The sequence below is a fragment of the Streptococcus oralis genome (genome assembly GCF_003942585.1).
GTDB lineage: Bacteria > Bacillota > Bacilli > Lactobacillales > Streptococcaceae > Streptococcus > Streptococcus oralis_BE.
In genome coordinates this window covers 37,370-51,193 of record NZ_RJNK01000002.1, presented here as the reverse complement: position 1 = coordinate 51,193, position 13,824 = coordinate 37,370, and the positions used below count along the sequence as shown (strand labels likewise).

Sequence of the window (13,824 nt, the reverse complement as noted above, 5' to 3'; positions counted from 1 at the left end):
ATGATTAGTTCCATTAGTGCTGGAATTCTTGCCTTTCTATTGACCCTGATAGGCATTCCAGCCTTTATCCGATTTTATCGAAAAGCACAGATTACAGGTCAGCAGATGCACGAGGATGTCAAGCAACATCAAGCTAAAGCTGGGACTCCAACTATGGGAGGTCTTGTCTTCCTGATCGTTGCAGTAGTTGTTAGCTTCCTTGTCGCTCTCTTTACCCAACAATTGACCAACAATGTTAGCATGATTTTGTTTATCTTGGTTTTGTATGGTTTGGTAGGTTTTCTGGATGACTTCCTCAAGGTCTTTCGTAAGATCAACGAGGGCTTGAATCCCAAGCAAAAGCTTGCTCTCCAGCTGCTTGGAGGAGTGATTTTTTACCTCTTTTATGAGCGTGGTGGCGATATGCTTTCAGTTTTTGGCTACCAAGTACATCTGGGTATTTTCTATATTTTCTTTGCCCTTTTCTGGCTAGTTGGCTTTTCAAATGCGGTGAATCTGACTGACGGGATTGACGGCTTAGCAAGTATTTCAGTGGTGATTAGCTTATCGGCCTACGGTGTGATTGCTTATATGCAAAATCAACTGGATATCCTTCTTGTGATTCTTTCCATGATTGGTGGTTTACTAGGTTTCTTCGTCTTTAACCACAAGCCTGCCAAGGTCTTCATGGGTGATGTGGGAAGTTTGGCTTTAGGTGGGATGCTGGCAGCAATCTCTATGGCCCTCCACCAAGAATGGACTCTTTTGCTGATTGGGATTATCTATGTCTTTGAGACAAGCTCTGTTATGATGCAAGTTACCTACTTCAAACTTAGTGGCGGGAAGCGTATTTTCCGTATGACACCTGTGCATCATCATTTTGAGCTTGGAGGATTCTCAGGCAAGGGCAATCCTTGGAGCGAGTGGAAGGTTGATTTCTTCTTTTGGGGAGTTGGACTTCTAGCAAGTCTCTTGACCCTAGCCTTTTTATACCTACTGTAAGACTAACTTTTGATTACAAAATAAAACAGGATGAAGGTGATCTTCATCCTGTTTTTGTGTGCTTAAAGGTTAGTTGGAGTCATCCTTTCTTCTTTTTAACATAAAAGTGGCTGTGAGGGCTAGACTGAGGCCTGCTAAGAAGAGGAGTGGGTTGGACGCATCTCCTGTTGCTGGAAGTTGTTCTTTAGGAGAATGATTTCCAGTTTTAGCAAGACTCGGACTAGCTGAAAGTTGTTCAGCCTCGTGTGCCAAGGTTTCTGCATCTGAAGTACTTGGTTTTTCCTCTGTGTTAGAGGTTGTTCCAGTAGCTTGATAGACGACAGCATAGGTACTTAAATGACTAGTGATGAATTCTGCCTTTCCTTCTCGAACGGTGAAATCAAGGGCTTGTAACTCCTTGGTCGGAGTGATGTAGTAGATGTTTTCTACGCTAGCTGAAATAGGCAAGCGAACCAAGACAGAGCCTTTTGGCTGCAAGCTATGATCGGTTGGATTTTTAAGCTGTAGGTCGTAAGCATCATAGGTCTTGCCAAAGAGTTCTTGAGCTAAGACACGTTGGCTAGAAACGTGAGAAATTCCTTCTAAGTCGCTGGCTCCACCGATGATTTCCACTCCAGTTTCCTTGTCTTTTAAGACTCGAACTGGATAATCAGGAAGGGTAAGGGTTGGAGCGGCCTGATCCCCACTAGTTCCGATAGGGTCAGTGTACTCAGGTTTTTCAACAGTAGGGGCTTCCTCTTGCCCTGCCGTTCCGATAGGCTCAGTGTATTCAGGAATTGTCACTGTAGGTGGTTCTTCTTGTCCTGCGGTTCCGATAGATTCGGTGTATTCAGGTTTTTCTACTATTGGAGCTTCTTCTTGCCCAGCAGTTCCGATAGGTTCGGTGTATTCAGGCTTTTCAATAGTAGGAGCTTCCTCTTGTCCAGCAGTTCCGATAGGGTCGGTATACTCCGGAATTTCTACTATTGGAGCTTCTTCTTGCCCTGCGGTTCCGATAGGCTCAGTGTACTAAGGGATTTCAACAGTAGGAGCTGGTTCGTCCCCCTTGCTTGTAGTTGGCTGACTCTCATCAACCATTTTCTCTTCCTTTTTAGTAAAGACGGCCACGATAGGGCTGCTTGTGGTATTTCCTTGAATGGTATAAGCTTCGATCGCTTTTCCAGTTTGTCGATCAGTAGCCTCAGGGATTGGGATTTGAACTTGATTGTCTTGGACTGATAGCACGGTCTGATCCCCACTTGTAACCAGGTGCGTTTCGTCCACCTTGCGCAAAACCAGAGGATCTTTGACACCTGGGAAGGTCACTGCGATGGCTTCCCAATCTCCAGCTGGTAGGCTTAAGGAAATGGTTTTGTCATTTTCCTTAAGAGGCGCGATACTTGGGCTATCTAAACCGACAGCTGGGGCTTTGATGATGTCAAAAGAGTCCAGAGAAATTTTCTTGCGGCCTTCTGGCGAATCTGGGTCAACTTGTAATGTCAGGGTGTGCGGACCGTCAGTAAGGTTTGTAAATTCGCCAATAAAAGCTCTCTTTTCGGTTGCGCCTGAAGTGTAGAAGTCTAGACTTGGCATTTCTTTGCCATCTAGTGTAACACGTGCTCGTCCAAGGGCAAGGCTCTTCAAACCATAGATACGAATGCCTGTACCAGTAAAGGAAATGGTTGCCTGAGCTTCTGAAGCTGCACTAGAGTCGCTGTTGTTAATATCAGCGTATTTTTCCGTACCTCCGTAGAGTTCAGGGTCAGACCAGTCCTTAAACTGGGAACCATACTGGATACGCGAATCACGATCATCCATTTTTTCAATTGAATTGCCTGTTCCTGCTAGGACTTTGAAATAATCTAATGAAATTTTCGAGCGCTCACTACCACGTCCTTTGTGCTCACGTTTAACGCTAAGAGTCAATGTGTGAGGTCCGTCAGATAATCCTGTGAAGCGACCGATGAGACTACCTTTTTCAGTTGCACCAGCAGTATGGAAGTCAAGCTCGCCGACTTCTTTGCCATCAATTTTAGCAGTGGCAAGACCTAGTTCAGACGATTTCAGTCCATAGATTTCGATACCAACACCAGTGAAAGAAATGGTGGCAGTGATGTCTTCGTCTGTGTAGTCCCCTTTTGAAAGGTCAGCAAATTTCTCTGTTCCTCCAAATAATTCTGAGTCAGCCCAGTTTCCAAAGGCAGCTCCGTACTGGATACGGCTATCTCGGTCGTCCATCAACTCGCTATAGGTTTCGACAGTGGCCTGTTCAGAAACTTGTGTGGCAAGTTCGCCCAGCATAGCCTTAACAGTATAAGTGTAGGCGAGTTGAGTATCGAGTGAACGGTCAATAAAGTGGGTTTGATTGGTTACAAATTCTCTGCTTGCAGAGGATTGGGCAGACGCGTCTTTCACTTGTCTTTGGATGACATAGTGGGTAGCGCCTTCTACTTGGTTGAAGTTGAGTTCAGCAGTGACTCCATTTTGTCGAACTGCTGTCAGACTGGTTATGCGACCAGGGAAGTGTTCAAAGGTAATGACGTCACCTTTTTGCGTTGCTAGTTGGATGCGATTGTTTTTAAGAATCGTTGCCTTGACTGGTTTGCCATTGACCTTGATCTGACTGGCTTCGATATTTGGATAATCTACAACTAAGTCTCCGCCGACATTTGAAAGGAAGGACAAGCTTTGCAGGTTTTTATCTTTCCACTTCATGCTGACTTCAAAGTTACCACGGGCAATCAAGCCAGAAACCTGACCGTCTTTCCAAGCATCTGGAAGGGCTGGCAATGGTGCAATATAGCCAGTATGAGATTGCAGGAGCATTTCTGCCATCCCACTAGTTGCTCCAAAGTTTCCGTCGATTTGGAAAGGCGCGTGGGTATCCCAAAGGTTTTCTAGGGTTGAGTATTTGAGCTGTTCAGCCAGTAAGCGATGGGCACGGTTACCGTCCAAGAGACGAGCCCAGAGGTTGATTTTATTTGCTTTAGACCAACCAGTTCCACCATCTCCACGGTGATTGAGGGTAGCACGCGCAGCCTCTAGGTATTCAGCCTGATCCTTGCTAAAGAGCGTACCTGGGAAGAGACCAACCAGATGAGACACGTGGCGGTGGTTATTTTCAATGCCTTCGTTGGTGAATTGCGGACTGTCCTCCTCGTACCACTCCTTGATACGGCCCTCATTGTTGATGTGAAGGGGTTTTAGTTTGTCAAATTTAGCCTTGACCTCTGTGACTAAGTCTTGGTCGACTTTCAGATGATTAGCGACTTCCATGTAGTCGTGGAATAGCTGCCAGACTAGCGATTGGTCAAAGGCATTTCCGATGGTGATGGTACCGTGTTCTGGTGAGTAGGATGGAGAAGACACCCAACGGTCGCTGGTCTTGTCATAGTGCAAGAAGGAGTTCCAAAACTTAGCTGTTTCCTTGAGCATTGGGTAAATCTTTTCTTTTAGATAAGTTTCGTCCTTGGTGAACTTATAGTAGTCATAGACGTTCTGCATCATCCAAGCATTGGCTGCAGGAGACCACCCCCAATAGTAATTCCAACCAGGAGTAGTCCAGCCAAATGGAGTTGCTTGAGTGTGGACCAGCCAGCCATTTTCTTGTCCGTCTTTGGATTCGATGCCAGCGTATTCCTTGGCAGCGATACGACCATAATAGCGCATGTCGTCAATATAATTGATCATTGGCTTGGCTGTTTCAGCAAGGTTACTCATGTAGGCTGGCCAATAGTTCATTTGCAAATTGACATTGAGGTGGTAGTCAGCGTTCCAAGGTGGATTGTCTACAGCATTCCAGACTCCCTGAAGGTTGGCAGGAAGGGCATCCGTCCGATCACGCGACGAACTGATGAGTAAATAACGTCCGTATTGGAAGAAGAGTTCTTCCAGTTTTTGACCTTTGCTAGGGTTATAGCTTTGAAGGGCCTCTTTTGTCGTTTGAGCAGTCTTGCTTCCACCTAGATTTAGTTTAACGCGGTTAAAGAGACTTTGATAATCCTTGATATGGTCTTGCTTAAGTGTTTCGTAGTCCTTGGCCTTAGCTGCTTCTACAATCCCTTTAACCGTTTTTTCGAGATCAATGTCTTTTCGATAATTGGTTTTTGGATTTTGATCAAAGTTAGTCTTGGCGCTGAGATAGAGGGTCGCATAGCTTGCACCTGTGACGGTTAGAGTCTCATTCTGAACAGTGACTTTTCCGTCCGTTTTAATTCCTAAATAGGATGCAAATTTGAGGCCGTTATCTTTGACAGTTCCCTTTAGAAGGATTCCGTTTGCATCTGTAGTGACATGACCATTCTTATAGTTGGAATATTCCCAAGAGTAGTTCCCATTAGCAAGCAAGTCTTCTGTCAGGCTATTCCAAAGGGTAAAGTCAAGTGTCTTGTTTCCTTTTTTGGTCAAGTGGGTCACAGTGACATCATCAGGATAGCTGGAGAAGGTTTCGCGTTTGAAGGTGGTCCCATCTTGGGTGTAAGAAGTTGTCGTAGTGGCTTCTGTGATATCCAAACCACGATGATAATCAGTTACAGTATCTAGTCCTTTCTTCTGGTTATTAAAGACCATGAAGATATCTCCAAAGGCTAGGTAACGTCCATACTGGGCGTTGTTTGGTCCAACTAGATTTTGTTCAGCTAGCTGTTTTGCTTTTTGGCGGTCACCAGCTTCGAGGGCTTTACGAATCTCTGCCAAGACCTGGTAGCGGTCCTTGTAGTTTCCTCCGTTATAGTCGGTGCTATCGGGCTGTGGTCCTCCTGACCAGAGGGTCTTTTCGTTGTACTGGATTCTCTCTTCCCCAATCAGACCGAAAACCTTGGCTCCCATCTCTCCATTTCCGACAGGGAGGGCTTGTTTTTCCCATCCATCATAGGAGGGAGCTGTTGGCTGATCGTAGTTGAGTTGATAGTTTTCTTGCTTTGTCACCGGTTGATCTGCTTTTTCAGGTTCCTTATTTTCTTTAGCTTCTACAATGGCTTCTTCACCAGCTTGACTATTTGTTGTCTGAGTCTCTGCGGCTAGCTTGCTTTCGGAAACTGCTGGACTCTCGGCTAGAGGTGGCTTTGTAGTTTCAGTAGCTTCAGCTGCTTTGGGTTCACTATCAGGCTTAGTAATAGCTTCGACAGAGGTTGGTTCAGTTTGCTTGACCTCAACACTGTCTGCGGAGACAGTGTGGTTGACTAGAAAAACAGCCCCCAGTAAAACAGAAGCAGTCTCAACCGTCAGTTTGCGGATGCTATAGCGACAGGATTTCTCCCAAAAGTGTTTTTTCATAAAAACCTCCGTCGTTTATCCGAAACCGCTTACATTTTATAAAGCAGTTCCTTTTAATTTGTTTCTATTTATCTCCTCACCTCCCATTCTAATGATCGCTTAGCATTTGTCAATAGGTTTTTCGCAAGATACATATTTGTTGTTGTTTTTTCTTAAAAAAGTAGAAGAAAGAGAGGAAAGGGTGGAATTATTCGTAATTTCATAGTTCAATCTGATTTTAAGACTAGCTTAGACTTGGCTTAACCCCCTCCCTGAAAGCGTAAAACAAACTAGTCAGGAAAGTCACTTTATGGTATAATATAGAAGACTCAAAAAGAAACAGGAGAAATATGATGGACTTACTTTTAGCAATTATCTTGATTGTGCTAGCTTTTCTAGGAGGAGCTCTTGGAGGAATGTACTTGGTTCGTAAGCAAATCGAAAAAGAATTTGCTGACAACCCACGTTTGAACGCTGAGGCAGTTCGTGCTCTATTGAGCGCAAATGGTCAAAAACCAAGCGAAGCCAAGGTACAACAAGTTTACCACCAAATCATCCGCCAACAAAAAGCAGCCCTTGCTAACAATAAAAAGAAAAAATAAATAGGAAAAGTCTGGGATGAAAGTTCCAGACTTCTCACTATGTTCATTAGTTCTCAGGGATAAGACTTTTTCCTTGCATTCTATTGATATTTGATTATGATTAAGAGAGAGGCAGTTGACATTCCATCAAGCTGTCTATCCGTTTATTCAGGACAAAAAATCATGATGAACTATCAATCAGAAAAAGACTAGAAAGAAGACTGTATGGATAATCGACCAATTGGTTTTTTGGATTCGGGTGTCGGGGGCTTGACCGTTGTTCGTGAGCTCATGCGCCAGCTTCCCCATGAAGAAATCGTCTATATTGGAGATTCGGCTCGGGCGCCCTATGGTCCCCGTCCTGCTGAGCAAATTCGTGAATATACTTGGCAGTTGGTCAACTTTCTCTTGACCAAGGATGTCAAAATGATTGTCATTGCTTGTAATACTGCGACTGCGGTCGTTTGGGAAGAAATCAAGGCGAAACTAGACATTCCTGTCCTAGGCGTGATTTTGCCAGGAGCTTCGGCAGCCATCAAGTCCAGTCAAGGTGGGAAAATCGGAGTGATTGGAACCCCCATGACGGTCCAATCAGACATCTATCGTCAGAAAATCCATGATCTGGATCCGGATTTACAGGTGGAGAGTTTGGCCTGTCCCAAGTTTGCCCCCTTGGTGGAATCTGGTGCCCTGTCGACCAGTGTCACCAAGAAAGTCGTCTATGAAACCCTGCGCCCCTTGGTTGGAAAGGTGGATAGCCTGATTTTGGGGTGTACCCATTACCCACTCCTTCGCCCCATCATCCAAAATGTCATGGGCCCCAAAGTTCAGCTCATCGATAGTGGGGCAGAGTGTGTACGGGATATCTCGGTTTTGCTTAACTATTTTGAAATCAATCGTAGCCGAGATGCGGGACCTCTTCAACATCGTTTTTACACAACAGCCAATAGCCAAAGTTTTGCCCAAATTGGAGCAGAATGGCTGGAAAAAGAAATTCATGTGGAGCATGTAACATTATGACAAACAAAATTTATGAATACAAGGATGACCAGGACTGGTATGTCGGTGTCTGGGATGTCTATGGAGGCATCTATAGCCTCATCAAAGATCCTCTCGAGCTTGATTTTATGGATTTAGCGCGGATTTTTCGTGACGAAGAAAATGGCTTCCCGATTACGATTACGGTGATGCGCTGGTCTTCTAACTTCCGTCTACTCTCCTTTATCGCTGAGATTTTAAATGCAGAAGCAGGACGTAATCTAGAAGTCATCCAACGTCAGGGAGCCCTGCTCTTGGTTGAAGATGGGCAGCTTTTGCATGTCGAACTACCTAAAGAAGGGGTCAATGTTCAAGACTTCTTTGAAACTAGCAAGGTTAGAGAAACCTTGTTGATTGCGACTCGTAACGAGGGCAAGACCAAGGAGTTCCGAGCTATCTTTGACAAGTTAGGCTACGATGTGGAAAATCTCAATGACTATCCAGATCTGCCTGAAGTAGCAGAAACAGGCATGACCTTCGAAGAAAATGCTCGCCTGAAAGCAGAAACCATTTCCCAATTAACAGGCAAGATGGTGCTAGCAGATGACTCAGGTCTCAAAGTCGATGTCCTCGGCGGCTTACCAGGAGTCTGGTCAGCTCGTTTTGCAGGAGTGGGAGCGACTGATCGTGAAAATAATGCCAAGCTCTTGCACGAATTGGCCATGGTCTTTGAGCTAAAGGACCGCTCGGCTCAATTCCACACAACCCTAGTTGTAGCCAGTCCAAATAAGGAAAGCCTGGTTGTTGAAGCTGACTGGCCAGGTTATATCAACTTTGAACCCAAGGGTGAAAATGGCTTTGGTTATGATCCCCTCTTCCTTGTAGGAGAGACAGGTAAATCCTCAGCAGAGCTAACCCTTGAAGAAAAAAATAGCCAATCTCACCGCGCCTTAGCCGTTAAGAAACTTTTGGAGGTATTTCCATCATGGCAAAGCAAACCATCATTGTAATGAGTGATTCCCATGGCGATAGCTTGATTGTCGAAGAAATTCGTGATCGCTATCTGGGGAAAGTCGATGCCATTTTTCACGATGGTGACTCAGAACTCCGTCCAGACTCTCCGCTCTGGGAAGGCATCCATGTCGTCAAAGGAAATATGGATTTTTATGCTGGCTACCCAGAACGTTTGGTAACTCAACTTGGTCCAACCAAGATCATCCAGACGCATGGACACTTGTTTGACATCAATTTCAACTTTCAAAAGTTGGACTACTGGGCTCAGGAAGAAGATGCCGATATCTGTCTCTATGGTCACTTGCATGTGCCAAATGCTTGGATGGAAGGCAAAACACTCTTTTTAAATCCAGGCTCCATCAGCCAACCACGAGGGACTATCAGAGAATGTCTCTATGCTCGAGTGGAGATTGATGACAGCTATTTTAAAGTAGACTTTTTGACACGTGACCATGAGGTTTATCCAGGCTTGTCCAAGGAGTTTGCTCGATGATTGCCAAGGAATTTGAAGCATTTTTATTGGAGCAGGAAGAGACTTTTCTTACCCCTGCTGAGAATCTAGCAGCCTTGATTGATACCCACAATGCCGACCATGCGATTTTGGTGTTGAGTCAAATCACCTACACGCGTATTCCTGTTGTGACCTTTGACAAACGCTTTGTCGGAACCATTGGTCTGAGAGACATTTTGGCTTATCAAATGGAGCAAGGTTTGACGGATGAACATATGGCAACGACAGATATCGTCAATATGACCAAGACAGATGTGGCAGTCGTCGCTCCAGACTATAACATCACAGAGGTCCTCCATAAACTGGTCGATGAACCCTTCTTGCCAGTAGTAGATGATGAAGGGATTTTCCAAGGAATCATCACGCGCAAGTCCATCCTCAAGGCCGTCAATGCCCTCTTGCATGATTTTAATAAGGATTATGAGATTCGATGCAAATGAGAGATAGGATTTCAGACTTTTTAGAGGGAAAGCAGGGTTTGTCTGCCAATTCCAAGCAGTCCTATAAGTATGATCTGGAGCAATTTTTAGACATGGTAGGTGAGCGGATCTCTGAGACTAGTCTCAAGATTTATCAAGCTCAGCTAGCCAATCTAAAAATCAGTGCCCAGAAGCGAAAGCTTTCGGCCTGTAACCAATTTCTCTACTTTCTCTATCAAAAAGGAGAAGTGGACAGTTTTTACCGTCTGGAATTAGCCAAACAAGCTGAAAAGAAGACTGAAAAGCCAGAGATTCTAGACCTAGACTCTTTTTGGCAGGAAAGTAATTATCCAGAAGGACGCTTGCTGGCACTCCTGATTTTGGAAATAGGGATCTTACCTAGTGAGATTTTAGCCCTTAAGGTTGCAGATATCAATCTGGATTTTCAGGTGTTGCGAATTAACAAGGCTTCCCAACAGAGGATTGTCACCATACCTACTCCCTTGATTCCAGAGCTAGAACCCTTGATGGAGCAGACCTATCTCTTTGAAAGGGGAGGGAAAGCCTATTCTCGTCAGTGGGCCTTTCGTCAGCTGGAGTCCTTTGTCAAGGAGAAAGGTTTTCCAACCTTATCCGCTCAAGCCTTGCGGGAACAGTTCATTCTAAGACAAATAGAAAACAAGGTCGATTTGTACGAAATTGCAAAAAAATTAGGATTAAAAACAGTCCTGACCTTAGAAAAATATAGATAATGGATATTAAATTAAAAGATTTTGAAGGGCCCCTGGACCTGCTCTTGCACTTGGTTTCTAAGTACCAGATGGATATCTACGATGTGCCCATTACGGAAGTCATCGAACAGTATCTAGCCTATGTCTCAACCCTGCAGGCCATGCGTCTGGAAGTGACTGGTGAGTACATGGTCATGGCTAGTCAGTTGATGCTGATCAAGAGCCGCAAACTTCTTCCAAAGGTGGCAGAAGTGGCTGATTTGGAGGATGACCTGGAGCAGGATCTTCTCTCTCAAATCGAAGAATACCGCAAGTTCAAGCTCTTGGGTGAACACTTGGAGGCTAAGCACCAAGATCGTGCCCAGTATTATTCTAAAGCGCCAACAGAGTTGATTTACGAGGATGCGGAGCTTGTACATGACAAGACGACCATTGATCTCTTTTTGGCTTTTTCAAATATCCTAGCCAAGAAAAAAGAGGAATTCGCTCAGAACCACACGACCATCTTGCGGGATGAGTATAAGATTGAGGATATGATGAGCATTGTAAAAGAGTCCTTGACTGGACGAGACCAGTTGCGTTTGCAGGATTTGTTCAAGGAAGCCCAGAATGTCCAAGAGGTCATTACCCTCTTTTTGGCGACCTTAGAGTTAATCAAAACCCAGGAATTGATCCTCGTTCAAGAGGAGGGTTTCGGAGATATCTATCTCATGGAAAAGAAGGAAGAAAGTCAAGAGGCACAAAGCTAGACTTGATAGAGAGGAAATATGAGTACTTTAGCAGAAATAGAAGCGCTCTTGTTTGTAGCAGGTGAAGGTGGGATTCGAGTCCGTCAGTTGGCTGAACTCCTATCGCTTCCCCCGACAGGCATCCAGCAGAGTTTAGAAAAATTAGCCCAAAAGTATGAAAAAGACCAAGAGTCTAGCTTATCTCTGATTGAGACAGGGGGAGCATACAGATTGGTGACCAAACCTCAATTTGCAGCGATTTTGAAGGAATATTCCAAAGCTCCCATCAACCAGAGTTTGTCTCGGGCTGCTCTTGAGACCTTGTCTATCATTGCCTACAAGCAGCCGATTACGCGGATAGAAATTGATGCCATCCGCGGAGTCAACTCGAGTGGGGCCTTGGCAAAGTTGCAGGCCTTTGACTTGATACGAGAAGACGGGAAAAAAGAAGTGTTGGGTCGTCCCAACCTCTATGTGACTACGGATTATTTCCTAGATTACATGGGAATTAACCATTTGGAAGAATTACCAGTGATTGATGAGCTTGAGATCCAAGCCCAAGAAAGCCAATTATTTGGTGAAAGGATAGAAGAAGATGAGAATCAATAAATATATTGCCCACGCAGGTGTGGCCAGTAGGAGAAAAGCAGAAGAGCTGATCAAGCAAGGCTTGGTGACGGTCAACGGCCAAGTGGTGCGTGAACTAGCAACGACCATCAAGGCTGGTGATAAGGTTGAAGTTGAAGGCCAGCCTATCTACAACGAAGAAAAGGTCTACTATCTGCTTAACAAACCCCGTGGAGTGATTTCCAGTGTGACAGATGACAAGGGCCGCAAGACTGTTGTTGACCTCTTGCCCAATGTCAAAGAGCGCATCTACCCAGTGGGACGTTTGGACTGGGATACGTCAGGGGTCTTGATTTTGACCAATGATGGTGACTTTACAGACGAGATGATTCACCCACGCAATGAGATTGACAAGGTCTATGTTGCGCGTGTTAAAGGTGTGGCCAACAAAGATAATCTCCGTCCCTTGATCCGTGGTCTTGAGATTGATGGCAAGAAAACCAAGCCTGCTGTCTATGAGATTCTCAAAGTGGATCCAGTCAAAAATCGCTCAGTAGTGCAGTTGACCATCCATGAAGGGCGTAACCATCAGGTTAAAAAGATGTTTGAAGCTGTCGGTCTCCAAGTGGACAAGTTGTCTCGGACACGTTTTGGACACTTAGATTTGACAGGTCTTCGTCCAGGAGAATTCCGTCGCCTTAACAAAAAAGAAATCAGTCAATTACACACCATGGCGGTAACCAATAAATAATGAAACGAATCTTAATAGCGCCAGTACGCTTTTACCAACGTTTTATCTCACCAGCCTTTCCACCCTCTTGTCGCTTTGAGCCTACTTGTTCCAACTACATGATTCAGGCTATTGAAAAACATGGTTTCAAGGGTGTTTTGATGGGCTTGGCTCGGATTTTACGTTGCCACCCCTGGTCGAAAACAGGTAAAGATCCTGTCCCAGACCACTTCTCCCTCAGACGAAATCGAGAAGAAAAATAAACCCAACATCATTTGATGTTGGGTTTTCTTGCTTATTTCAAAGCTTTTTGAGCGTTTTCAATCATGAGTTTAGTTGATTCAAGACCGCCTCCGCTTAGATACCAGAGGTCTGGTGTTAGTTGGATGATTTTACCGTTTTTAGCGGCAGGAGTTTCAGCGATAAGGGCATTTTCTAGGACGCCATCGTTGCTAGAGTTATCTCCACCGATGGCAAGGGTACGGTTGATGACAAAGAGGATGTCAGGATTGATTTCTTTGACACTTTCAAAGCTGACTTCCTGTCCGTGGCGAGAGTCTTCAAATTGAGTATCAGTTGGCTTAAATTTCAAGGTTTGGTACAAGAAAGAGAAACGAGATTGGGCACCAAAGGCAGCCATTTTTCCTTCGTTGAGGAGGATAGCAAGGGCTTTTTTGTCAGAACTTTCGTTTTTAGTTGCGACTTCTTGGATGCTCTTATCTAGGTTAGCCAATTCTTCCTTGGCTTTCTGTGTACCAGTTTCACCAAAGGCGCTTGCTAAGGATTCGATATTAGCCTTGGTAGAAGTCCAGTAGTCGTCCTTGCTTGCTTGGAAGAGCACAGTTGGAGCAATTTCTTTGAACTTGTCTACGAATTTTTGGGTACGTGGAGAAGCGATAATTAGATCTGGTTCAAGAGCAGCAATGGCTTCTAGGTCTGGCTCAACCATGGAACCCACATTGTTGACATTTCCTGCAAGATCTTTTAGGTAAGTCGGAACAGTTTTTGTAGGCATTCCGACGATATTCTTTTCAAATCCTAAAGCACGAATAGTATCCGCAGCACCGAGGTCAAAGGTCACAATCTTTTCAGGAACCTTTGAAAGTTTGACCTCGTCCAGTGAACTTTTAATGGTTATCTCTGTTGGAGCAGAGCTACTTGTCTCTGTCTGGCTAGTGCTTGAGTTTGTATTTGTACTACATGCACCAAGAAAGAGCAAGAAGCTGGCCACTAGGGCAGTGAGATAAAGTTTAAGGGATGTTTTCATGATTTCTCCTTTTTAAAATGTGATAACGATGTAGGGGTCTCTTAGATAGGCTTGTTAGCTAAGAGACAGAGGGTTCTCTAACATG

12 protein-coding genes and 1 pseudogene are annotated in these 13,824 nt (G+C 44.7%); 11 read left to right on the top strand and 2 right to left on the bottom strand.

Annotated features, from left to right (window positions below):
- Positions 1-981, top strand: coding sequence for a phospho-N-acetylmuramoyl-pentapeptide-transferase (gene mraY, locus D8862_RS03775; protein ID WP_093585906.1), 981 nt, complete (start codon positions 1-3; stop codon positions 979-981).
- Positions 982-1,050: 69 nt separating this feature from the next.
- Here the strand turns inward: mraY and D8862_RS09830 are convergent.
- Positions 1,051-6,234: pseudogene (locus D8862_RS09830) on the bottom strand (SIALI-17 repeat-containing surface protein).
- A gap of 332 nt (positions 6,235-6,566) precedes the next feature.
- Between D8862_RS09830 and D8862_RS03765 the strand changes: the two are divergent.
- The 10 genes from D8862_RS03765 (at position 6,567) to yidD (ending at position 12,735) form a co-directional block, all read left to right on the top strand.
- Complete coding sequence (locus D8862_RS03765; protein WP_000364981.1) at positions 6,567-6,815, top strand: YneF family protein; 249 nt, start codon at positions 6,567-6,569, stop codon at positions 6,813-6,815.
- 204 nt (positions 6,816-7,019) lie between these two features.
- A complete protein-coding gene (gene racE, locus D8862_RS03760; protein ID WP_007522320.1) occupies positions 7,020-7,814 on the top strand; it encodes a glutamate racemase in 795 nt (264 codons plus the stop codon).
- Positions 7,772-8,782 carry a nucleoside-triphosphate diphosphatase gene (locus D8862_RS03755; protein ID WP_398575024.1) on the top strand — a complete coding sequence of 337 codons (1,011 nt, stop codon included), beginning with the start codon at positions 7,772-7,774 and terminating at the stop codon, positions 8,780-8,782. The genes racE and D8862_RS03755 overlap by 43 nt, the downstream gene beginning before the upstream one ends.
- The gene (locus tag D8862_RS03750) at positions 8,758-9,279 is read left to right on the top strand and encodes a metallophosphoesterase (protein WP_001118939.1); all 522 of its coding nucleotides are present in this window, start codon (positions 8,758-8,760) and stop codon (positions 9,277-9,279) included. Before D8862_RS03755 ends, D8862_RS03750 begins: the two co-directional genes overlap by 25 nt.
- A complete protein-coding gene (gene cbpB / locus D8862_RS03745; RefSeq protein WP_125448750.1) occupies positions 9,276-9,737 on the top strand; it encodes a cyclic-di-AMP-binding protein CbpB in 462 nt (153 codons plus the stop codon). The genes D8862_RS03750 and cbpB overlap by 4 nt, the downstream gene beginning before the upstream one ends.
- Positions 9,734-10,468, top strand: coding sequence for a site-specific tyrosine recombinase XerD (gene xerD / locus D8862_RS03740; protein ID WP_312023005.1), 735 nt, complete (start codon positions 9,734-9,736; stop codon positions 10,466-10,468). The genes cbpB and xerD overlap by 4 nt, the downstream gene beginning before the upstream one ends.
- A complete protein-coding gene (locus tag D8862_RS03735; RefSeq protein WP_125448748.1) occupies positions 10,468-11,196 on the top strand; it encodes a segregation/condensation protein A in 729 nt (242 codons plus the stop codon). The genes xerD and D8862_RS03735 overlap by 1 nt, the downstream gene beginning before the upstream one ends.
- Before the next feature lie 18 nt (positions 11,197-11,214).
- Complete coding sequence (gene scpB, locus D8862_RS03730) at positions 11,215-11,784, top strand: SMC-Scp complex subunit ScpB (RefSeq protein ID WP_125448747.1); 570 nt, start codon at positions 11,215-11,217, stop codon at positions 11,782-11,784.
- Entirely contained in the window at positions 11,771-12,493 is a 723-nt protein-coding gene (locus D8862_RS03725; RefSeq protein WP_125448746.1) for a pseudouridine synthase, read from the top strand. The genes scpB and D8862_RS03725 overlap by 14 nt, the downstream gene beginning before the upstream one ends.
- Positions 12,493-12,735 (top strand): membrane protein insertion efficiency factor YidD, encoded by a 243-nt coding sequence (gene yidD, locus D8862_RS03720; protein WP_125448745.1) that lies wholly within the window; start codon positions 12,493-12,495, stop codon positions 12,733-12,735. Before D8862_RS03725 ends, yidD begins: the two co-directional genes overlap by 1 nt.
- A 32-nt stretch (positions 12,736-12,767) precedes the next feature.
- On the opposite strand, the gene D8862_RS03715 is transcribed toward yidD, so the two are convergent.
- Positions 12,768-13,739 (bottom strand): siderophore ABC transporter substrate-binding protein, encoded by a 972-nt coding sequence (locus tag D8862_RS03715; protein WP_125448744.1) that lies wholly within the window; start codon positions 13,737-13,739, stop codon positions 12,768-12,770.
- Between the last annotated feature and the right edge of the window lie 85 nt (positions 13,740-13,824).

Bases quoted from the DNA above. Each gene is read 5' to 3' on its own strand.
- racE (WP_007522320.1), top strand. From the start codon at position 7,020: ATGGATAATCGACCAATTGGTTTTTTGGATTCGGGTGTCGGGGGCTTG.
- D8862_RS03725 (WP_125448746.1), top strand. From the start codon at position 11,771: ATGAGAATCAATAAATATATTGCCCACGCAGGTGTGGCCAGTAGGAGA.
- D8862_RS03755 (WP_398575024.1), top strand. From the start codon at position 7,772: ATGGCTGGAAAAAGAAATTCATGTGGAGCATGTAACATTATGACAAAC.
- D8862_RS03765 (WP_000364981.1), top strand. From the start codon at position 6,567: ATGGACTTACTTTTAGCAATTATCTTGATTGTGCTAGCTTTTCTAGGA.
- D8862_RS03750 (WP_001118939.1), top strand. From the start codon at position 8,758: ATGGCAAAGCAAACCATCATTGTAATGAGTGATTCCCATGGCGATAGC.
- xerD (WP_312023005.1), top strand. From the start codon at position 9,734: ATGAGAGATAGGATTTCAGACTTTTTAGAGGGAAAGCAGGGTTTGTCT.
- yidD (WP_125448745.1), top strand. From the start codon at position 12,493: ATGAAACGAATCTTAATAGCGCCAGTACGCTTTTACCAACGTTTTATC.
- cbpB (WP_125448750.1), top strand. From the start codon at position 9,276: ATGATTGCCAAGGAATTTGAAGCATTTTTATTGGAGCAGGAAGAGACT.
- mraY (WP_093585906.1), top strand. From the start codon at position 1: ATGATTAGTTCCATTAGTGCTGGAATTCTTGCCTTTCTATTGACCCTG.
- scpB (WP_125448747.1), top strand. From the start codon at position 11,215: ATGAGTACTTTAGCAGAAATAGAAGCGCTCTTGTTTGTAGCAGGTGAA.
- D8862_RS03715 (WP_125448744.1), bottom strand. From the start codon at position 13,739: ATGAAAACATCCCTTAAACTTTATCTCACTGCCCTAGTGGCCAGCTTC.
- D8862_RS03735 (WP_125448748.1), top strand. From the start codon at position 10,468: ATGGATATTAAATTAAAAGATTTTGAAGGGCCCCTGGACCTGCTCTTG.